This window comes from Longimicrobium terrae (assembly GCF_014202995.1).
GTDB lineage: Bacteria > Gemmatimonadota > Gemmatimonadetes > Longimicrobiales > Longimicrobiaceae > Longimicrobium > Longimicrobium terrae.
On record NZ_JACHIA010000007.1, the window covers coordinates 136,799 to 157,156 of the forward strand.

Below are 20,358 nucleotides of genomic sequence, written 5' to 3' on the forward strand. Positions count from 1 at the left end.
ATCGAACGAAAAACGGCGCGGGCGGGCTTGCCGGGTCCGGCGGGCCGCGGTAAGCTGACGGCCCCACATCCTCCAGCCCGAAGTCCGTCCATGAAGCGCTTCGCCGCCTACGATCCGCCGGAGTACCACAACTGGACCGCCGACCCGGCGGAGGTGCAGCGCTACCGCGAGCGCGTCTCGGCCGATCCGGAGCGCGAGGCGGTGATCCGCGCGCTGTCGCAGGACCAGCTTCTGGACATGTACGCCGGCCTGCTGCGCAACCGCCTGCACGACGTTGCGCTCAAGCGCTGGGTCAAGAACGGCGTGATCAGCAAGGCGTGGCTGGGCGTGGGCGAGGAGGCGGCCACCATCGGGCCGGTGCACGCGCTGCGGCGCTCGGGGCCGGACCACGACGTGGTGGCGCCCATGATCCGCAACTCCGGCGCCTGCCACGAGATGGGCATGCCCGTCACCGACATCCTGCGCAGCTACCTGGGCACGGCGGACTCGCCTTCGCTGGGGCGCGACCTGCACGTGGGCGAGCTGGCCGTGGGCGTGCTGCCCCCCATCAGCCACGTGGGCGACGTCGTTCCCGTCATCTCCGGGATCGCGCTCTCGTTCAAGCAGCGCGGGCAGGACCGGGTAGGGATGACGTGGACGGGCGACGGATCCACCAAGACGGCGGCGTTCCACGAGGGCGTGAACTTCGCGGGCGTGCACCAGCTTCCGGTGGTCTTCATCATCCAGAACAACCAGGTGGCGCTGGGGACGCGGCTTTCGCAGCACGCGGCCGGCTCGTTCGCGGACTGGCCGATGATGTACGGCCTGGCCGGCGGCGTGTTTGACGGCAACCACGTGCTGGACGCCTACGCCGCCGCGCGCCTGGCCGCGGACCGCGCCCGGGCGGGGGAGGGGCCGTCGCTTCTGGTGGCGGAAACGTTCCGCATGAGCGGCCACGCCACCCACGACGAGCGCGAGGCGCGGGAACTGTTCGACGCCGGGCTGTTCGCCTCGTGGGGCCGGCGCGATCCGGTGGGATTGTACGAGGCGTGGCTGATGGAGAATGGCATCGGCGCCGACGTGCTGGAGCGGATCGAGGCGCGCGTGACGGCGGAGATCGACCAGGCGGCGGAAGAGGCGCTGCGCAGCCGCGAGAGCGCCATGCCCGTGCCGGAGAGCGCCGTCACCGGCGTGTACGCGTGAGGGCGCCCGCGCCGCTGCACGGAGTGGCCGATCCCGGAACGCCCAGCTACATCGTGGTTTTTGTCGATGGAACCGCGCCGGACGCGGTGGTGGACGCGCTGGCGGCGGAGCACGGATTCACGCCCAAGCACGTGTTCCGCAATGCGCTGCAGGGCTTTGCGGCGGAGTTGGCGCCGGAGGCGCTGGATGCCGTTCGCCGCCATCCCGCGGTCAAGTACGTGGAGCATGATGCGCCCGCGCGGGTGATGGGGGAGTAGGAAAGGGCAGGGAATGGGGAATAGGGAATAGGGAATAGGATAGGGTCCGGCAGAAGCCCCTGAGGCAGAGGGTGGTCCGATGCGCCGGAGCGCGCGGACGGTTCGCGGGATCGCGATCAGGTGGAATCGGAGCGGGCGATGGGTAGGGCGCGTGGTGGCGGGAAGGATGGAGATGGCGGCGGTCCGGTGAGGCGGCGGGGCGTCGCGGGGAGCGGGTTGGGGGTGTGGATTGGCGGGCATCAGCCCCGGCGGTTGAAACCGCGCCTCGAAGGACACGAAGTCCGCCTGCGCGGACTGGGCGGGAAGGTTGGGCGCGGATGGCGGAATCCGTGCGATGCGGGAGGATGCAGAGGAGCCCCGATGGCAATCGCCGTCGGGGTTTTTTGATGTGCGGGATTGCGGATTTCGTGAGCCGGAGATGCGCTCGGCAGGTTGCGAGCGTCGCCGCGCGGGGGCGGGCGTACGGTGCCACAGGTTGTGCCCGTGCTGAGTTTTCCGCGTTTTCGGGGAGAGACATAATCCGCCACCCGCGCCAGAGCCGGCCCACGCTCCACCCGCCGCGCGTCTGTTTACGGAGGATCGGATGAACGGCAGTGCGAGATGGCGAAGTAAGCCCGCCGCGCTGATCGAGGCGGCAGAACCGATCCCGCCATCGAGATTGGTGCTGGCCGGCGGTTCTGGACGGATCTGATGGAACGGCGAATCCCCCGGGCGCGGGCGCGGCCGGGGGATTCGTGTGTCCGGCGGGATGGCGGGAGCTTCGAGCAGTGCCGCGCTCGAGGCCCCCGCCGCGTTGGGGTTACTTCTCGGACAGCCCGGACGGATACTCGTCCTGAACGGCGGTGGCGGGGCTTTCTTCCGCCGCCCCGACATCGATCGTCGCGCTGCCCGGATTGATGGCGGGCCCGCCAATGCAGCCGTTGACGGAAGCCGGCTGCCGCGGACGCGCCGGCATGGGCGAATCCGCGGCCGGCGTGGTGATGGGCGGCACGGCGGCGCCGGCCGGCGTCATCTTGGGCGCCAGACCTCCGCCCGCGGCAAACACGTCGCGGGCAATGCGCAGCCCCAGCCCCACCCCGCCGATGTTCTCGTTGGCGAAGCTGGGCTGCAGATTCCCGTCCGCGTCGGCCACGAAGTCGTACGCGTCAAAGATCCAGTGCACGCCCAGCAGCACGCGGCTGGCGGCGTTCTCCACGATCATCTCCCACAGCCCGCCGGGGAACGGGTGCGTGTAGCGCGGCCGCACCGTTCCGTCGTTGTCCTGATTGCGCCCGTTGAACTCGTCGGACACAAAGGTGCCGGGGAAGAGCGCGTCCGGGTTCTTGTCGCCCGGCGCGATGCCGTAGAACATGCGCGTGACGTGCAGGGCCGCCGCGCCAAAGGTGGCGTGCCCCGACGGATACGCGGGAAAGTTGGGGGTGAAGTTCTTGACGCCCGGTGCGTTGGTGCTGGGCGCACCCTGCGGCAGCCAGCCCGGATCGCCGTCGTCAAAGTTCACCGCCACCGGGTACGGCGCGGCCGGCCCCAGGTTCTCATCGTGCTCGCGGATTCCCACCACGGGGCGCCAGAAGTCGTGGCAGTACTTGGCCTCCCACGCCAGGATGCCCGCGTCGCCCATGGCCGCGTTCACAAAGGCGAACAGCCGGGCGTTGTCGCCTTCCGTGTTGCCCTTCTGAAACGCCACCTGGCGGATGATCTGGTTGTACAGCCGCGGCGGCGTGCCCAGGCGAATGGAGCCGTCGTACGCCCAGAAGATGCCGTCCGCCGTCTCCCGGGGGGTTCGGCGCTCGCTGGCGAGCGCGTTGGGGAGCGCGGCCGTGAGATCGGTGCGAATGCCCCGGATGCGCACGTCCCGCAGGGCCTGCAGGTACTGCGGACTGGTGCCGCCGGCGAAGGGCGGAGGCGTGAGCCCGTGGCGCGTGGTGATGGCGAAGCCCCGGGTCTGCGCGCCGTAGAAGGGCGCGTGAAAGCCCTGCCCCGGGTTGTCGGGATCCGCGCGGTGCCGGCCGCGGTTGGTGGAGGTACGGTACCCGGCGTCGCGGGCGTCCATGTCGTTGGCGCGGGCGGCCAGGACCGCGTTGCCCACCACGCGCCCGAACGTGAAGCTCGGGATGGTGAAATCGAACGGGAAGAGCTGCGAGTTGAAGAAGTCCACCTGGGTCGGATACAGCGCCGAGAGCGTCTGGTGCGCGGCGCCGGCGACAGCGTCCCGCGCCGAAAGCGCGGGCGGGGCCACGGGAGGCGGCGGCGCGGGGTTCAGGTAGCGCGGAAAGCCCGCGCCGCCCACGATGCCGGCGTATGCGTCGTACATGGCCAGGTGCACGATGGCCAGCGCACGCGAGGAAAGCGTGGGTCCGTTCTGTTCGCGCTTGTCGGGGTCGGTGTGGCTGACCCGGTTGGCTTCGAGCGCGACGCCGTTCCAGAAGAGGATCGAGTCCATGGTACGGTGTTCCTTTCCATGAGGGGAAATCAAACCGTGCTGCTGCATCGGACACGAACGGGCGGAACCGGTGACGACGTGGAACGGGGTGGGAGGATGCGGATCTCTCGCGAGCCCCGCCGTCCATCGACCGTGATCGACAGAACAGGCGGGACTACGGATTCGGGTAGGCTGGTCGTCATCCCCCTCCCCGCCGGGCGAGCGTGCGAGTTTCGCCGGAGGAGGAACTACAGCCAGGATCACACCCGAATGTTAACCGAAGACAATCCACCCTACAAGACAATTATTGTACTCGTTGAAGAGTGCCCCGATATCGGCCATGTCCCCTCGTCCGCGTGCTGGCGCGAAGGGGTAAACTGATGCAGGAAAACGCCATCCGAAGCAGGCAGACCAAAGCCGCAGGGAGGAGGAGTATCAGAGAGGATGATCCGGCAGATCAGGATAAGCCGGTTTTCGAGATGACGGTGACGTGCCGGACACGTTGCGAGCCTCGCCGCGCGGACGGGGAGGACGGTGCCGCGGGTTGCGCTCGCGCTGAGTTCATCCGCGTTTTCGGGGAGAGACCTATCCCGCCATCCCGCGCGTGGCCGGCCCACGCTCTACCCGCCGCGCGTCTGTTGGCGGAGCATGGGCCAAGCGAGTGTGGGCGATGAGAAGGAGGACGCGTTTTGCGGGAGAAGCGGCGGATGACCGTTTGTCGTGTATGGCGGATACTGATCGAACCGATCCGGAAGAGCCCGGGAGGCAGACGTTCCGCCGCTGGCGGCTACCGATCGGCTGTCCGGAGTTCGTCGAACGGGCGTTCGGAAACGCGGGTGAATCCGGTTGACACCCCACCGCCGCGCGGGTAGCTTCCGGCGCTGGCAACCCCGCGCCAATGCGGCGTTTCCGTGCCTCGTCATCCCCCACGTCCCCGCGCCGATTCCGCCCATGAAGGACCTCGTCACCCTTCACGTCAACGGCGACACCCACCAGGTGGCGGTGCCCACGCACTGGACCCTGCTGGAATCGCTGCGCTACTCCGTGGGCCTCACGGGGAGCAAGCAGGGGTGCGACAAGGGCGACTGCGGCGCCTGCACGGTGTGGCTCAACGGCATTCCCACGCTCAGCTGCATCACCCCCGTGTACGAGGCGGTGGACAAGCAGGTGACCACGGTGGAAGGGCTTGCGGGAATGCGCACCGGGCCGGGCGTTCCCCACCCGCTTCAGGACGCGTTCGACGTGTGCGGCGCGGCCCAGTGCGGCTTCTGCACCCCCGGCATCCTGATGAGCGCCGCCGCGCTGCTGGAAGAAAACGCCGCGCCCTCGCGCGACGAGATCAAGGACGCGCTCAGCGGCAACCTGTGCCGCTGCACCGGCTACACCAAGATTCTCGACGCGGTGGAGATGGCGGCGCGCACCCTTCGCGGCGAAGAGGTGGCGGCATGAGTGCGGAACGGCAGGAGTTCGAGAGCGCCCGCGGCGGCGTTCCGCTGAACGAGCCCGAGGTGGCCGAGCGCGGCACGCCCGTGGTGGACCACGCCCCGTCGCACGCGGGCGAGCCCATTCCCATGCACGGCAGCCGCGAAGAGCGCGCCGGCCCCTACAACGTCATCGGCCAGCGGCAGCGCAAGACGGACGGGCTGGAAAAATCCACCGGCCGCGCGCGCTACACGGACGACCTGACGCTGCCGGGAATGCTGCACGGCAAGATCCTGCGTTCCCCGCATCCGCACGCGCGCATCCTCTCCATCGACACGACCGCGGCGCTGGCCCTGCCCGGCGTGCACGCAGTGGTGACGGGAGACGAGATGCCCATCCCCTTTGGCATCATCGTCTGGACGCCGGACGAGAACGCGCTGGCCGTCGACAAGGTGCGCTACATCGGCGACGCGGTGGCGGCGGTGGCCGCGGCGGACGAGGACACGGCCGGGCGCGCCATCGAGCTGATCCGCGTGGAGTACGAGGTGCTGGACGCCGTCTTCGACGCGGAAGAGGCCGCGCGCAGCACGGACGTGCAGATTCACGAGGCCAAGAAGGCCGGCCACAACGGTAACATCAGCAAGATCGTCAAGCTGGAGTTCGGCGATGTGGAACCGGGCTTGGCCGAATCGGACGTGGTCATCGAAGGCGAGTACTACTTCGAGGGCACCACGCACACGCCCATCGAGCCGCACTGCGCCATCGGCCAGTGGGAGCAGGGCGGCGCGGCGGAAGGCCGGCTGACCGTCTGGTCATCCACCCAGGTGCCGCACTACCTGCACCGCGAACTGGCCAAGGTGCTGGAGATCGACCCGGCCCGGGTGCGCGTCATTCAACCGCACGTCGGTGGCGGATTCGGGGGAAAGAGCGAGCCGTTCGACCTGGAGTTCTGCGTCGCCAAGCTGGCGATGAAGACGGGGCGCCCTGTAAAGATTCTGTACACGCGCGAAGAGGTGTTCTACGCCCACCGCGGCCGCCACCCATTCCACATGAAGTACCGCGTGGGCGCCACGGCGGACGGCAAGCTCAAGGCGGTGGATGCCAGAACGCTGCTGGACGGCGGCGCGTACTCGTCGTTCGGCCTGGTGACCACGTACTACAGCGGCCAGCTGCTCGCCGCGCCGTACGAGATTCCGGCCTACCGCTTCAACAGCACGCGCGTGTTCACCAACAAGCCGGCGTGCGGCCCCAAGCGCGGCCACGGCAGCGTGCAGCCGCGCTTCGCCTTTGAGGTCACGCTCGACAAGCTGGCCGTGCAGCTGGGCATCGACCCCATCGAACTGCGCCGCCGCAACTTCATGGGCAGCTTCAGGCGCACGGTGAACGAGCTTCGCGTGACGTCAAACGGGTTCATGGAGTGCCTGGACGCCGTAGAAGCCGCCAGCGGATGGAAGGAGAAGCGATCGAAGATGGGCTACGGGCGCGGGCTGGGCGTGGCGGGATCCTGCTACATCAGCGGCACCAACTACCCCATCTACCCCAACCGGATGCCGCAGTCCGCGGTGCAGATCCAGGTGGACAGGTCGGGGCGCGTGGCCGTCTTCAGCGGCGCGTCGGACATTGGCCAGGGATCGACGTCGCTGGTGGCGTACATCGTCTGCGAGGAGCTGGGTGTTCCGCTGGACTATGTGCGCGTGCTGCCTTCGGATACGGACTTCACCCCGGTGGACCTGGGGAGCTACTCGTCGCGCGTGACCTTCATGCTGGGCAACGCCTGCGTGGACGCCGCGCGAAAGCTCAAGGCGCTGGTGCAGGACGCCGTGGGCGCGGAGTGGGACATTCCGCCCAGGCGCGTGCTGCTGGCCGGCGGACAGGCGATGGACGCGCTGGATACGGGACGCAACATGCCCATCGTCAAGGCGTTCAACCTGGCGGAATCGAAGCACGGCACGCTGGGCTCCGTCGGCTCGTACAATACGCCCAACGACGTGCACGGCGAGTACCGCGGCGGTACCATCGGCGCGTCGCCCGCCTACTCCTTTACCGCCCACGTGGCGGAGGTGGAGGTGGATGACGAGACGGGGTTCGTGGAGGTGAAAAAGATCTGGGTGGCGCACGACTGCGGGCGCGCCATCAATCCCACGATCGTCGAGGGGCAGATCGAGGGCTCGGCGTACATGGGATTCGCCGAGGCACTGATGGAGCAGAACATCTACAAGGACGCGGACCACGGGCGCGCGGGGCTGCACAACGCGCCGTCGCTGCTGGACTACCGCATCCCGACGTCGGTGGACACGCCGGAGCTGCAGGCACTGATCGTGGAGTCCATCGATCCGGAAGGCCCGTACGGCGCCAAGGAGGCGGGAGAAGGACCTCTGCACCCGTCCATTCCCGCCATCGCCAACGCCATCTACGACGCAGTGGGCATCCGCATGGACCGGCTTCCGTTCTCGCCCCCGCTGGTGTGGCGCGCGCTGCGCGAGCGGGACGCGGCCGCCCGCGAGCCGGAACGCATGGCCGCGGACTGAACCGTGAAACGCGCCCGGCTCTGGTGGCTCCTCGCCCTGGTGCCGGGCGTTCTTCTGGCATCTCCCCTGGCGTACCTTGCCTCCGTCCTGGCGATGGACGTGGCGCGGGAACTCTGGCCGCCCTACGCGCCGTCGATTCAGCTGCTCGGCTGGGACTCCCGCGGCCGGCTCGTGTTCACCCACCAGGAATACTACGCCTCGGCGTACGACAGCGGCTTCTTTCCGTGCGGAAACTCCGGGTTGTATGCCGTAACGGATTCCGGCCCCGTTGCTCTGGTGCACGGCGCGCCCTGGTGTTCGCGGTACCCGGCCCCGCGGGAGCGCCTGTCCTGGGCGCCGCGCGCGGTGGCGGACAGCTCCGCCGCAACCCTTTTCAGCCACCTGCGTGCCCCCGCGCTTTCGCCCGACGGCCTGAGCACGGTCGTCCGTGTCTTCTGCCCGCTGCAGCCCGGCGCGGCGAATCTTCCCGCCGGCTGCCCGGAGCAGGATGACCGGCTCCGCCTCGTCCCCGTTTCCGGAGGTGCCGGACGCGTGATCGGCGAGCGTGGCGACCGCAGCCCGGCCTGGTCCAACGATGGGCGCTGGATTCTGATCGCCGCGCGTCCACGAGTGAGGCCTTTGCAGCAGTTCGCGGTGCTGGATGCCGCCACCGGCCACCGGCGCGTCGTTGTTGATGGACGCGACCCCGCCTTGAGCGAGGATGGCCGCTGGATCGCGTTCATCCGCACGGAGTACGGCGATGCGGAATACCGGCATTCACTGCGTTGCGTCCGAGCGGACGGAACGGGAGAGCGCGTGCTCTTCACGGCGGCCAGCCATCGCCGGCTCATCGACACGTATTCTCCTCCGGACGACTATCCGGCCAATCCGGTGTGGTCGCCCGACGGCCGCTTCATCGCGTTTCTACGCACGGTGCGCGGCAAGCGCGAGATCTGGCGCGTGAACGCGGACGGCACCGGCCTGCGCCGCGTAACCGGCGCGATTCCCCCCGCCTGACTCGTTCCGCGCTCCCGCTCCATCGCACGCCGCCGCACCTCTCCCGGCGGTCTGTCCTGACGCTTCTCCCCAACGCGGAGAACCCGGCACATCACTCTTTCAGCCACGCAGGCGTTTGCGCTTTTCCGGACTTCCTGCCGGCGTGCGTATGCAGCCGCGTGCGGACCGACGCGCGGTGGATGTGGGATGGAGGATGAACGGCTTCCCGTTGCTCCTGCATCCGGAGAGCGGTGCGCCAATCAGCCCGGGAGAACCGCGAGCGTCGTGGGATGCAGGCCGCGCCAGCCGCCGCGTGTCGTCAGCCGGACCCAGGCAGCGGCGCCGCGCTCCCTGGCAAAGAGGCCGAGATTTGACAGCGCGAACCAGCGCCCCGGACGGGAAGGGTCGGCGGCGAGCACCGGAATGAGGCTGTGCTCGCTCGGAAACCCCTCCGCGTCTTCCATCCAGCCGTCGCCTTTCCGGCACAGGATGGACGATCCGCCGGTGGAGTGCGCGCTCTGCGGGCCCCGCGATGCCGCCACGAGCATGTCATCCGGGTCCCCCGCGTTGATGGCGAGCCCGTACAGGTAGGGCACCGCCTCCAGGCCGCCGCCGAAGTACTGCCAGCTTCCGCCATCGTCGCGGCTTTCGGCGAACGAGTGCCCGCGCGTGAACAGACCGTCGCCCAGCGCCGCGTACAGCCGGCCGGGTGCCAGCGGGTGCGTCATCAGCACGTGCGTGTCGATGGGGCTGCCGGGCACCCGGTCCTCGAACGTCCGCCCGTCACGGCTGCCGCGCAGCATGGCGCCGGCCTCGATCGCCACGTGGATGCGGCCGTCAGCGCCGTGCGCGATGCTCTGGACGTGGTGGGTACGGGGCCTCGGCGGGAATGCCCAGCCCCCGCGGGATGGCAGGTCCAGCAGCGACACGCATTCGAACGTCTCGCCGTGGTCGCCCGAACGGTACAGCCGGCTGGGCTCGGTGCCGACCCACACGGCATGGCGCCCGTCCGCCTCCGGCTGCGTGCTGACCGACACGAACGTGGTCTCGCGCGGTTCGATCGTGCCCGGCGTGGGCGCGGAGAAGTAATCCTGCGGCGTGCCGGCCGGAAGCCACGTTTCGCCGGCATCCTCGCTGCGCCAGAGGCCGCGGTCGTAGCTGGCGCAGTAGATGCGGGCCGGCTCGGCGGGATCGACCGCCAGCGACAGCGGCTGGATTCCGGGAAAGAGCATCCTGGGCGCGGCGCCGGTCCCGGAGTCGTACCCGAACAACCCGCTCCTGAATCCCATCAACAGTTTCGTCATCGCGATCGCGTCGTCCGTCGGTGGGCGGGCAGGGATCAGGAGTCAGCAGCGGCAATCGCCCGAGCGACTCTCACGGCTTGATCGATCGCAAGTATGCCGCCCGCCTCCCTATCGGTCTTCTCAGTCCGCCGATCTCGGCCCCGCGCGCCGGAGGACGCACCGTGGCGGGTGAACGCAGACTTCCCCCGGTCACGGCGGATGATCAGTGCGCTCGCCCAGCCCATGGTCGTACGCCTCGCGCGGCCCGATCCATGCGTCCAGTTTGCAATCGGTGATCCGCCGGTCGCGATCCGGTACGGTGATCCATCGTTACCCGCCACAGGTGATCCGCAAGTCCCATCTGTGGCTGATCTTACGCCGTTGCCAGTCTCTGTCCGCAGTGTTAGCGTTGGATCATCGGCCGGTGATCTGGCGCCGCACTTCATCTCTGGTCCAGGCCGAACGTGAAAGGAGCCCCATGACGACGTCATCCCTGGAGCGCGAGGCAAGCCTTGAGGACCTGCTGGCGTACGACGGGCGTGCCGAACTCATCGATGGAGAGATCGTCCCGATGAGCCCTACCGGACACAGCCCCGTAAAAGCCGCCCTGCGCATCGGGAGCGCGCTGGACCACTGGGAGCGCGCCCACGGCGGTGGCTACGGATACGGGGATGGCGGATCGTTTCTGATCCACACGCCGCGGCAGCAGGTGCTTTCTCCAGATGCCGCATGGTGGACCGGCACGCCGGACGAGCACGCGCCCGTCATCCGTGGCGCGCCCGTATTTGTGGTAGAAGTACGAAGCACGACGGACTACGGCCCCTCGGCCGAGCGGGCCATGCAGCGCAAGCGGGATCTGTGGTTCGCAGCCGGCGTGCAGGTGCTCTGGGATGTGGATGTGCTGCGCCAGCACACCATCCGCGTCTTTCGCGCGGACGCGTCCGAGTCGCCGGTGACCGTCCGCCGCGGCGAGGTCGCGGACGCGGAACCCGCCGTCCCCGGCTGGCGCTTCGCCGTGGACGACCTGTTCGTCTGATCTACACGGAGGCCGCCACGGATGTGCGCTAAGTGCCACGTGTGGCGGGTTTTACGCCGTTGCCAGTCTTTGTCCGCAGTGTTAGCGTTGGATCATCGGCCGGTGATCTGGCGCCGCACCTCATCTCTGATCCAGGCCGAACGTGAAAGGAGTCATATGACGACGTCATCCCTGGAGCGAGAGGCGACGCTTGAAGACCTGCTGGAGTTCGACGGCCGGGCCGAACTCATCAATGGTGAGATCGTCCCCATGAGCCCGACAGGACACACTCCTGTTTCGGCGGCGGCGCAGGTTACGGCCTCCCTGGTGATGTGGGCCCGTGCCCATGGTGGCGGATACGCCTACGGCGATGGCGGATCGTTTCTGATCCGCACGCCGCGGCAGCAGGTGCTTTCCCCTGATGCCGCATGGTGGGTCGGCACGCCGGACGAGCACGCGCCCGTCATCCGTGGCGCGCCCGTATTTGTGGTAGAAGTACGAAGCACGACGGACTACGGCCCCTCGGCCGAGCGGGCCATGCAGCGCAAGCGGGATCTGTGGTTCGCGGCCGGTGTGCAGGTGCTCTGGGATGTAGACGTGCTCCGCCAGCAGACCATCCGCGTCTATCGCGCGGACGCGCCCGAGTCGCCGGCCACCGTCCGCCGCGGCGAGGTCGCGGATGCGGAACCCGCCGTCCCCGGCTGGCGATTCGCCGTGGCCGACCTGTTCGTCTGATCAACACAGAATCCGCCACGGATGTGCGCCAAGTGCCACGTGTAGCGGATTTTACGCCATTGTCACACCCCGTCCGGTCCGTTAGCATTGCTCATCGGCCGGAATTCTCTTCTGCGCCGAACGCCAAAGGAGTGAGATGAAGACGGCACCCCTGGACCACGAGGCGACGATTGAGGACCTCTGGAAGGTGGAAGGGCGGGCGGAGCTCATCGATGGGCAGATCGTCGAGATGAGCCCCACAGGAAAGCGGCCCGGCTGGGCGGCTGCCGTGATTCACCGGTCGCTCGAGCAGCAGGAAGTCGGTGGCGCGGGCACAGTAGTCAGCCAAGGCGTTGGCTTTGTGCTGCGGACACCACGCACCCAGATGCTCAGCCCGGATGTGGCGTGGTGGACCGGCCACACGGATCTGGACGGTGAATTCTACGCGGGCGCCCCCGCGCTCGCCGTGGAAATCCGAAGCAAGACGGATTACGGCTTTGCCGCGGAACGCGCGATGGCGTACAAGCGCAGCCTCTACTTCGCCGGTGGCTGCACGGTGGTGTGGGATGTAGATGTTCTGCGCGATGAAACCATCCGCGTGTGCCGCCCAGACGATGAAACGGGAACGGTGTTTCACCGCGGCGAACTCGCCGACGCGGAGCCCGTGGTCCCCGGCTGGCGCTTCGCTGTCGATGATCTGTTCACCCGATGACGTTGGGAAGCGGCGTGTTTGCCGCTGTTCCAGCCTACGGCTCGGTAACGCGGATCGCCTGATTCACACCGGACCCGCCACAGATGTGCGCTAAGTACCACGTGTGGCGGGTTTTACGCCCTTGCCACGCTCCGTCCGGTCCGTTAGCATTGCTCGCCGGCCGGAGACCCGTTCCGAGCCGGCCGCAAAAAGGAGTGAGATGAAAACCGCACCCCCGGATCGTGAGGCGACCCTTGAGGACCTTGAACAGGTGGAGGGCAAGGCCGAACTCGTGGACGGCAGGCTGGTTCTGGTGAGCCCGGCGGGTGACCTGCACGGCACTGCGGCGCTCAACGTGGCCACAAGCCTCAAGCTCTACCAGCGCGATCACGGTGGCGGCCGGGCGTACGGCGACAACGTGGGGTTCGTCCTGCGGCCGCGGACAGCCTACGCGCCCGATGCGAGCTGGTACGTGGGACCACGATCGGGCGCGCGCATCCTGGAAGGCGCGCCCGTGCTGGCCGTAGAAGTCCGCAGCCCTGACGACTACGGACTGCGGGCTGAACAGCGCTTGAGCGCAAAGCGCGCCGAGTACTTCGCCGCGGGAACGCTGGTGGTGTGGGACGTGGACGTCGTCCGTGACCACCGGGTCCGCGTATATCGCTCAGCGCAACCGTTCGAGCCGGCGGTCTTGGGGCGCGGCGAAACGGCGGACGCGGAGCCCGCCGTTCCGGGGTGGAGGTTTCCCGTGGACGAACTGTTCGAGTAAGGTGCCGCCCGGCCTGAACGGGCCTCGCCGCTCGAAATGGCTCCGGCGGTGCTTGCGGTGGCGGGTTGGGAGAGGCAGTTTCGCGGGATGGACCCGCGCCCCCCGACCTCATGAGGCTTCCCCTCTTTCCACTCCCCGTGGTGCTGTTTCCCGGCGCCCCCATGCCGCTGCATGTATTTGAGCCGCGGTACAGGCAGCTGGTGGCGCGCTGCGTGGAGGCCGACAACCGCTTCGGGCTGGTGTATCACGATCCCGACCGGCACGGCCCGTTCAGCACCGAAAACGGGGGCGTGGGGTGCGTCGCCCACATCCTCAAGTTTCAGCCGCTGCCCGACGGGCGCTCGCTGATTCTGTGCCGCGGGCAGGAGCGCTTTCACATCGAAGACGGCATCGAATCCGGCGTTCCGTACTACGAAGCGCTCGTAGGACCGTACGAGGACGAGCGCGAGGACAAGCGCGGCCTGGCCGCCCGCCGGCAGCGCACCATCGACCTGTTTCACCGCGTGCTGGAAGAGGTGGTGCACTACAAGCAGCCGTACCCGGAGATCGACCGCACCGTGGAAACGGGGTTCCAGATCGCGCAGGCCATTCGCATCGATCCGGAGTGGCAGCAGGAGTTGCTGCAGACCCGGCGCGAGCGGGAGCGGCTGGCGCAGCTGGACGACCTGCTGCGCGTGGTGCTGGAGCGGGGCACGCTGGAACCTCCACCCAGCGGCGAAACCTTCGGGTTCTGAAGCAGGCGCGCTTCGCAGACAGCAGGCAGGCGCGATCACCACTTCACCGAAGCCCGGCATCCACCGGCCGGCGATCCGCGCGCTCAACGATGCGCCAGCGGGGTACAGCGGAACGGAGGCGCGGCAGATCACGCGGCGCAAACGGCATCAGCACTGAACGATCAGCATCGCATGACAATTTCACGCAGGTCCTTTCTTGCGCGCGCCGCCGCGTCTGCGGCCGCCGCACTCGCCGGGGCGCCCGCCGCCCTGCACGCCTCGCCGCCGGACGACCGCGCGCGGCTGGCGGAGTGGGTGCGGGCACTGCGCGCGTCTCCGGCCGCGGCTGAGGGCGCGCCGTTCGGCCCGTGGGTGTCGCGCGCGGCGCAGCGCATGATCGGCGCGCCGTACGCGGCGCACACGCTGGAGCAGTACCTGGATGCGGGCGGCTCGCCCGGCGCCGAGCCGCTGACGCTGGACCTGGCGCGCTTCGACTGCGTGTCGCTGGTGGAGTCGGCGCTGGCCGTGGCGCGCACGGCGGCGGCCGGCGGCGGGTGGGACCGGTTTGCCCGCGAAGTGGAGCGCATGCGCTACCGCGGCGGGCGGCGCGAGGGGTACGCCAGCCGGCTGCACTACTTCAGCGAGTGGATCGCGGACGGCGCGCGCCGCGGGCTGGTGCGCGACGTGGGCGCGGAGCTGGGGGGCGAGAACGACGGGCGGCCGCTGCGCTTCATGACCGAGCACCGCGCCAGCTACGCCGCCCTGCGCGACGACGCCGTGTTCCGCGCCATCGGCGGGCGCGAGCGGGCGCTGGACGGTGTTCCGCGCATGCTGGTGCCCACGGAACGCATCGCCGGGGTGCAGGACCGAATCCAGACCGGGGACGTGCTGGCGTTCGGCACGGCGATCCCCGGGCTGGACGTGACCCACACCGGGCTGGCGCACCGCGGCGGCGACGGCGTGCTGCGCGTGCTGCACGCGCCGCTGTCCGGCGGCGCGGTGGAAATCAGCCGGTCCACCCTCCCCGAGTACGTGGGCGCCATCCGCCGGGCCACCGGCATCCTCATCGCGCGTCCGCTTCGGGGCTGAAACGGGGCCGCAACGCGCGCAAGACGTTGCGGTTACGGCTCAATCACACTATCTGTAAACATACGGACAGGCTGCACGCGGCGCGCGACGGAGTGGTCGCGTGCCGCGCGTCCGTGTCCGCGCACCCGTCCTCCCAGACGGTGCGCTCACGCACAATCCCCCAGGAGAACCGCCTGATGCACCCCTCCCCCACGCGCCGCTGGCTCGGCGCGCTGCTGCTGGCCCTGGCCGGGCTGATGCCCGCCCGCGCCTCCGCGCAGCAGACGACGTACACCATCATCGGCACGGTGGTGGACGCCGCAACCCGCTCGCCCATCGCGGACGCCACCGTCCAGCTGCGCACCGGCGCGCAGGGCTCCGTGCCGCGCACGGTGACCGACGCCGCGGGCCGCTACACCCTGCGCGCGCCGCTCGCCGCGGGCACGTACACGATCGAGGCGACCCAGTTGGGCCGCTCCGCCGCGACCCGCCAGATCACCCTGGGCGCCTCCGCGGCCGTGCAGGTGGAGCCGCTGCTGCTGTCCAGCGGCGTGCTGCAGCTGGAAGAAGTCGTGGTCACGGGCACCGGCGCGCCGGTGGAGCGCCGCGAGGTGGGCAACACGGTGTCGTCGGTGAGCGGCGAGGAAATCGCCCGCGCGCCCGCCGCCACCTCCATCGACCAGGCGCTGCAGGGCCGCATCGCGGGCGCGCAGATCAGCGAGTCGTCGGGCCAGCCCGGCGGCGGCGTCAGCATCCGCCTGCGCGGCACCAACACCATCCTGGGCAACGCCGAGCCGCTGATCGTCATCGACGGCGTGATCGTCGACAACAACAACGAGGCGCTGATCGGGCTGGGCGCGAACGCCACGCGCTCCAACACCGCCCTCACCAACCGCCTGTCCGACATTCCGCCCGACGACATCGAACGGGTGGAAGTGCTCAAGGGCGCCGCGGCGGCCGCGCTGTACGGCTCGCGCGCCAACAGCGGCGTCATTCAGATCTTTACCCGCCGCGGCCGCAGCGGCACGCCCCAGATCCGCTTCAGCACCGAGATGCAGGCGTCGCGCACGCCGGGCTTTCTGGACCTGAACATGGAGCCGCTCATCGGCCCGGCGGACGTGGCGGCCGACGCGTCGCTGCGCCCCCGCCTGGGGCAGCCGGTGGAACGCTACGACATCCAGGACCGGATCTTTCAGACCGGCTACGGCACCAGCAACCAGCTTTCGGTGTCGGGCGGCACGACTACCGGGACCTCGTACTACCTGTCGGGGAACTGGAACGAGGAAGACGGCATCGTGCGCTCCACCGGCTACCGGCGCTACGGCGGCCGGGCCCGCGTGTCGCAGCGGCTGTCCAACTGGCTGGAAGTGGGCGTCAACGGCAGCTACCTGCGCACCCGCACCAACCTGGTTCCCGAGGGCGAGCAGACGCAGGGCATTCTCACCAGCGTCGTCTTCACCCCCACGTACTTCAACCCGGCGGCCATCGACAGCGTATACGGCCGTTACGCGTACAGCCCGGTGATCGGCACTAACGTGCTGGACGTCATCGAGAACTGGAAGGCGCAGAACAGCGTCACCCGCTTTCTGGGCAACGTGCAGGCGACGGCAACCCCCCTTCGCAACCTGACGCTCACCTACCTGGCGGGCGTGGACGACGGGCGCGAAGAGGCCGCGTACCTGCAACCGTTCCGCGCTACCTCGGTGGCCTTCACGGGATCCTTGCAGGCGCCCGTGCGTTCCGTGCGCCGCTTCAACAACGACTTCACGGCCGCTTTGGTGTCGCCCCTGCGCCCCGGCGTCGAATTGAACAGCGTGGCGGGCTTCCGCTACACCGACGACCGCACCAACACCATCCGCGCGGGTGCGAGCAGCCTGCTTCCCGGCGCCACCCTCGCCAACGGACCCGTGCAGACCGCGTCGCAGACCCTGGTGCAGCTGCGCACCATGGGCGGCTACATCCAGGAGCGCCTGTCGCTGGCCGACCGCCTGTTCCTTACCGCGGGCGTGAACATGGAGGCCTCGTCCGCCTTTGGTGCCGACCAGCGCTGGCAGGCGTTCCCCCGCGTGAGCGCTTCGTACGTGGTGGATGAACAGCCCGGCTTCAGCGAGGGCCTGCTGGGCAGCGTGTTCAGCGGCCTCCGCCTGCGCGCGGCGTACGGGCAGACGGGCGGCCAGCCGCCCAGCGAGTACCTGAACCAGGTCACCTACACCAATGTGGCGTACGGCGGCCTTTCCGGCCTGCGCCCGCCCACGCTGGCGCCCAGCCCCGACCTGAAGCCCGAGCGTCAGCGCGAATACGAGTTTGGTGCCGACGCCAGCTTCCTGGGCGACCGCCTGGCCGCGGAGCTCACGTACTATGACAAGCGCACCTCGGACCTGGTGCTGAGCGTTCCCCTCGCCACCACCAGCGGCTTCGCCACCCAGTTCCGCAACGTGGGCGAGCTCACCAACCGCGGCGTGGAGGCTTCCTTCAGCAGCGCCAACGTGCAGCGTGAAAACTTCCGCTGGAACACGCGGCTGCTGCTGGCGCACAACCGCAACCGCATCGAACGGCTGAACCAGCGCTCCGACACCATCACCTTCGAGTACCTGAATGCGGTGGTCGAGGGGCAGCCCCTGGGCGTGTTCCTGGGCCGCGTGTACCCGCGCGACGCCAACGGCAACATCATCTACAGCGCCGCTGGGACGCCCGTGGGCGCCCGCGACACGGTGTTCAACGCCAGCGGCGGCGTGCAGTCGGTGTCCATCCGCCGGCGCGTGCTGGGTGACCCCAACCCGGACCTCACGGCCTCGCTGTCCAACAACTTCACCATCCGCGGCGTGGAAGTGGGCGTGCTGTTCGACGGGCGCTTCGGCAACGACGTGGCCAACTTCACCCGCCGTAGCGCCGACTACTTCGGCTCGTCGCCCAACGCGGGCGTGGAAGCGCGTGGCGACACCATCGTAGGCACCTTCGTGCGCAACAACGAGCGCAACCTGCTCTACGAAGAGTTCATCGAGGACGGCAGCTTCGTGAAGCTGCGAGAGATTTCGCTGGGCTTCCGCTTTGACCAGCCCTGGGTGCGCCGCTTTGGCGCCAGCGACATGGGCCTGCGCGTGGCCGCCCGCAACCTGTACACGTGGACGGACTACTCCGGGATCGACCCCGAGGTGAACGTGTTTGCGGCCAGCACGGTGGCGCGCGGTGTCGACTTTTCTACCACACCCATCCCGCGCACCCTCGTGGTGGGCCTGGACTTCAACTTCTGAGGCGACGCATGAGACATATCCATACGCCCCGCCGCGCGGCGCGCGCGTTCGGCCTGGTGGCGGTCGCCGCCGTGGCCGCGGGGTGCAGCCTGGACCTGGTGAACCCCAACGCGCCCGGGGAAGAAGAGGTCCTGAACAGCCCGGAGCTCATCCTCATCACTGCGGTGGGGCTGCAGAGCCAGTACGCCGACAACGTGCTGCTCCTCATCCGTGCTCCCGAGCTGGTGACCGACCAGTGGTCTACTCGTCCCTTGGCGCTGCCGGCCGACCAGTCGCTGGTGCGCGGCGACGTGGACCCCACCTTCGGCGTGGTGAGCGACCCGTTCGCCGCGGCGTACCGCATTGCGCGGTCGGCCGACGTGCTCACGCGCAGCGCGCCCGGCGTGAACCTGAGCCGCGGCCAGCAGGTGGGCATTTCGGTGCTTTCCAAGCTGCTGCGCGCCATGGCGGTGGGGAACCTGACCACGCAGTACCAGAACCTTCCCGCCACGTACGATTCGGTGGGCGCGGTGCCGCTTCCCGCCGGCCAGGTGCGCGACAGCGTCATCGCGCTGCTGGAAAGCGCGCGCGGCGAGCTTCTGGCCACCACCGACGCGGAGCTGGCGCCGTTCGTGGCGCGGGTGCTGACCCCCACCACCGGCACGGGGATCAACCTGCGCTCCACGGTGGACGCCATGCTGGCGCGGTACTACCTGTTCGACGGGCGGTACAACGAGGCCATCGCCGCCGCCGGCCGGGTGAACCTGGGCGTCACGTCGCTGCTGCAGTACCCCAACCCGGGAATGAACCCGGTGTGGAACTACATGTCGGGGCTGCGCTACGTAGGCGCCCGCCGCGAGTTCTTTACCGACGCGCAGGCGGGCGACGCCCGCCCGGCGTTCTGGGCCAACCGCGCCGTGGGTACGGCCGGCCTGCCGGACTCCGCGTTTGATTTCCGCGGCTACGCGGGCAGCCGCAACGATCCGTATCCGCTGTACCTGCCGGACGAGATGCGGCTGATTCAGGCCGAGGCGCAGGCGCGCCTGGGCAACCTGACGGCGGCCGCGGTGCTGATCAACGCGGTGCGGACGGATGGAACGGGCGCGGGCGGAGCCTGCACCGTGTCCACCACGGAGCCGCGCGCCTGCCTGCCGGCGCTCCCCGAGACGGCGCTCGACACGCCGGGCGAGGTGTTCGCGCAGATCCTGTACGAGCGCCGGTACGAGCTGTTCGGGCAGGGCCTGCGCTGGGAAGACCTGCGGCGCCTGGCGGCGTTCACCACCGAGCGGCCTTCCATGCAGTACCTGCCGTTCCCGCAGAGCGAGTGCGACCGCAACCCCAACGCGGGCTGCTGATCGCCTGATCCGCTCGGCGGGGTGATGAAAAGAAGAGGGCGGGCCCGCGCGGGCCCGCCCTCTTCTTTTCATCTGTGCCAGAATCTGTTCAGCGAATCCCGTCACCCCGGGCGCAGTCCCGTAAGCAGCATCATCGACATGAAAAAGGCGAGGACGACGAACGGCAGAATGCGGTGCCACCGTTCCGCGCGGATCAGGACGGCGCTCAGCCCCAGCAGCATGAAGATGATCTCGTACGGCCGCTCCGGCGTGATCAGATCGTCGTGCTGGATCAGCACGTTGCGAAAGATGCTGAGCGCGGGGATGATCGTGAGCATTCCGTAGAACCACACGCGGTTCTCGTGGTAGTGGTCGCGCAACGAAAGCTCGCCCTGCGTGTCGAAGTCCGGCAGCACCAGCACGGCCATCAGGTACAGCAGCACCGGGTTCAGCAGAAAGAGCAGAAAGGCGAAGTAGTTGTTCTCCACCTCGCTGCCGTAGCCCAGGTTGCCCCACCAGAACTGCACGTGCGCCAGAAACACGAGCACCATGCTGAGGAGCGTGGGCAGGTACATGCGCACGCGCCGCCGCGCCACCACCAGCTTGCCCGCCCCGGACAGCAGGTGCGAAATCCCCAGCCCCACCACGATGGAAACGAGGACGGACAGGTATTCGGTGGGGTTGATGGGCATCGGGGAGGGGGAGTGCGTGAGTGCTGTGTGCGTGAGTGCGGAAGGATGACGGCACCCACTCTGCTG

The 20,358-nt window shown here is 69.0% G+C and carries 16 protein-coding genes; 13 read left to right on the forward strand and 3 right to left on the reverse strand.

From position 1 onward, the window contains the following. The first annotated feature begins 90 nt into the window (after positions 1–90). Positions 91–1,182 (forward strand): thiamine pyrophosphate-dependent dehydrogenase E1 component subunit alpha, encoded by a 1,092-nt coding sequence (locus HNQ61_RS13895; RefSeq protein WP_170033922.1) that lies wholly within the window; start codon positions 91–93, stop codon positions 1,180–1,182. Positions 1,183–1,205: 23 nt separating this feature from the next. Continuing rightward, a complete protein-coding gene (locus HNQ61_RS29230) occupies positions 1,206–1,439 on the forward strand; it encodes a protease inhibitor I9 family protein (protein WP_205761379.1) in 234 nt (77 codons plus the stop codon). A 799-nt stretch (positions 1,440–2,238) separates the two neighbouring features. Here HNQ61_RS29230 and HNQ61_RS13905 read toward each other — a convergent pair. Beyond that, positions 2,239–3,879 (reverse strand): vanadium-dependent haloperoxidase, encoded by a 1,641-nt coding sequence (locus HNQ61_RS13905; protein WP_170033926.1) that lies wholly within the window; start codon positions 3,877–3,879, stop codon positions 2,239–2,241. Positions 3,880–4,809: 930 nt separating this feature from the next. Between HNQ61_RS13905 and HNQ61_RS13910 the strand changes: the two genes are divergently transcribed. The 3 genes from HNQ61_RS13910 to HNQ61_RS13920 are packed head-to-tail and all read left to right on the forward strand — an operon-like array spanning position 4,810 to position 8,804. Then, entirely contained in the window at positions 4,810–5,307 is a 498-nt protein-coding gene (locus tag HNQ61_RS13910) for a (2Fe-2S)-binding protein (RefSeq protein ID WP_170033928.1), read from the forward strand. Next, positions 5,304–7,808: a xanthine dehydrogenase family protein molybdopterin-binding subunit gene (locus HNQ61_RS13915; protein WP_170033929.1), complete on the forward strand. Its 2,505-nt coding sequence runs from the start codon at positions 5,304–5,306 to the stop codon at positions 7,806–7,808. The genes HNQ61_RS13910 and HNQ61_RS13915 overlap by 4 nt, the downstream gene beginning before the upstream one ends. A gap of 3 nt (positions 7,809–7,811) precedes the next feature. Further along, positions 7,812–8,804, forward strand: a complete 993-nt coding sequence (locus tag HNQ61_RS13920; RefSeq protein ID WP_170033930.1) for a TolB family protein — start codon at positions 7,812–7,814, stop codon at positions 8,802–8,804. Between the two features lie 239 nt (positions 8,805–9,043). Here HNQ61_RS13920 and HNQ61_RS13925 read toward each other — a convergent pair whose 3' ends face one another. Further along, the gene (locus tag HNQ61_RS13925; protein WP_170033931.1) at positions 9,044–10,087 is read right to left on the reverse strand and encodes a WD40/YVTN/BNR-like repeat-containing protein; all 1,044 of its coding nucleotides are present in this window, start codon (positions 10,085–10,087) and stop codon (positions 9,044–9,046) included. A 457-nt stretch (positions 10,088–10,544) separates the two neighbouring features. Between HNQ61_RS13925 and HNQ61_RS13930 the strand changes: the two genes are divergently transcribed. From HNQ61_RS13930 to HNQ61_RS13965, 8 genes are all read left to right on the forward strand, one after another. Continuing rightward, a complete protein-coding gene (locus HNQ61_RS13930) occupies positions 10,545–11,102 on the forward strand; it encodes a Uma2 family endonuclease (protein WP_170033932.1) in 558 nt (185 codons plus the stop codon). A gap of 156 nt (positions 11,103–11,258) precedes the next feature. Further along, entirely contained in the window at positions 11,259–11,816 is a 558-nt protein-coding gene (locus tag HNQ61_RS13935; protein ID WP_170033933.1) for a Uma2 family endonuclease, read from the forward strand. A 136-nt stretch (positions 11,817–11,952) separates the two neighbouring features. Next, positions 11,953–12,507, forward strand: a complete 555-nt coding sequence (locus HNQ61_RS13940) for a Uma2 family endonuclease (protein WP_170033934.1) — start codon at positions 11,953–11,955, stop codon at positions 12,505–12,507. Positions 12,508–12,706: 199 nt separating this feature from the next. Then, positions 12,707–13,255 (forward strand): Uma2 family endonuclease, encoded by a 549-nt coding sequence (locus HNQ61_RS13945; RefSeq protein ID WP_170033935.1) that lies wholly within the window; start codon positions 12,707–12,709, stop codon positions 13,253–13,255. Between the two features lie 110 nt (positions 13,256–13,365). Further along, entirely contained in the window at positions 13,366–13,989 is a 624-nt protein-coding gene (locus HNQ61_RS13950) for an LON peptidase substrate-binding domain-containing protein (RefSeq protein ID WP_170033936.1), read from the forward strand. A 171-nt stretch (positions 13,990–14,160) separates the two neighbouring features. After that, complete coding sequence (locus HNQ61_RS13955) at positions 14,161–15,057, forward strand: N-acetylmuramoyl-L-alanine amidase-like domain-containing protein (protein WP_170033938.1); 897 nt, start codon at positions 14,161–14,163, stop codon at positions 15,055–15,057. A gap of 176 nt (positions 15,058–15,233) precedes the next feature. After that, positions 15,234–18,287, forward strand: a complete 3,054-nt coding sequence (locus HNQ61_RS13960; RefSeq protein WP_170033940.1) for a SusC/RagA family TonB-linked outer membrane protein — start codon at positions 15,234–15,236, stop codon at positions 18,285–18,287. Between the two features lie 8 nt (positions 18,288–18,295). Continuing rightward, a complete protein-coding gene (locus tag HNQ61_RS13965) occupies positions 18,296–19,621 on the forward strand; it encodes a RagB/SusD family nutrient uptake outer membrane protein (protein ID WP_170033942.1) in 1,326 nt (441 codons plus the stop codon). 101 nt (positions 19,622–19,722) lie between these two features. Here HNQ61_RS13965 and HNQ61_RS13970 read toward each other — a convergent pair whose 3' ends face one another. Continuing rightward, entirely contained in the window at positions 19,723–20,292 is a 570-nt protein-coding gene (locus HNQ61_RS13970; RefSeq protein WP_170033944.1) for a hypothetical protein, read from the reverse strand. Positions 20,293–20,358: the final 66 nt, after the last annotated feature.

What these genes read in the sequence shown, in the direction of transcription:
- HNQ61_RS13910 (WP_170033928.1), top strand. Translation starts at nt 4,810, where the DNA reads ATGAAGGACCTCGTCACCCTTCACGTCAACGGCGACACCCACCAGGTG.
- HNQ61_RS13950 (WP_170033936.1), top strand. Translation starts at nt 13,366, where the DNA reads ATGAGGCTTCCCCTCTTTCCACTCCCCGTGGTGCTGTTTCCCGGCGCC.
- HNQ61_RS13895 (WP_170033922.1), top strand. Translation starts at nt 91, where the DNA reads ATGAAGCGCTTCGCCGCCTACGATCCGCCGGAGTACCACAACTGGACC.
- HNQ61_RS13915 (WP_170033929.1), top strand. Translation starts at nt 5,304, where the DNA reads ATGAGTGCGGAACGGCAGGAGTTCGAGAGCGCCCGCGGCGGCGTTCCG.
- HNQ61_RS13905 (WP_170033926.1), bottom strand. Translation starts at nt 3,879, where the DNA reads ATGGACTCGATCCTCTTCTGGAACGGCGTCGCGCTCGAAGCCAACCGG.
- HNQ61_RS13970 (WP_170033944.1), bottom strand. Translation starts at nt 20,292, where the DNA reads ATGCCCATCAACCCCACCGAATACCTGTCCGTCCTCGTTTCCATCGTG.
- HNQ61_RS13940 (WP_170033934.1), top strand. Translation starts at nt 11,953, where the DNA reads ATGAAGACGGCACCCCTGGACCACGAGGCGACGATTGAGGACCTCTGG.
- HNQ61_RS13925 (WP_170033931.1), bottom strand. Translation starts at nt 10,087, where the DNA reads ATGACGAAACTGTTGATGGGATTCAGGAGCGGGTTGTTCGGGTACGAC.
- HNQ61_RS13945 (WP_170033935.1), top strand. Translation starts at nt 12,707, where the DNA reads ATGAAAACCGCACCCCCGGATCGTGAGGCGACCCTTGAGGACCTTGAA.
- HNQ61_RS13935 (WP_170033933.1), top strand. Translation starts at nt 11,259, where the DNA reads ATGACGACGTCATCCCTGGAGCGAGAGGCGACGCTTGAAGACCTGCTG.
- HNQ61_RS13965 (WP_170033942.1), top strand. Translation starts at nt 18,296, where the DNA reads ATGAGACATATCCATACGCCCCGCCGCGCGGCGCGCGCGTTCGGCCTG.
- HNQ61_RS13930 (WP_170033932.1), top strand. Translation starts at nt 10,545, where the DNA reads ATGACGACGTCATCCCTGGAGCGCGAGGCAAGCCTTGAGGACCTGCTG.
- HNQ61_RS13955 (WP_170033938.1), top strand. Translation starts at nt 14,161, where the DNA reads ATGACAATTTCACGCAGGTCCTTTCTTGCGCGCGCCGCCGCGTCTGCG.
- HNQ61_RS13960 (WP_170033940.1), top strand. Translation starts at nt 15,234, where the DNA reads ATGCACCCCTCCCCCACGCGCCGCTGGCTCGGCGCGCTGCTGCTGGCC.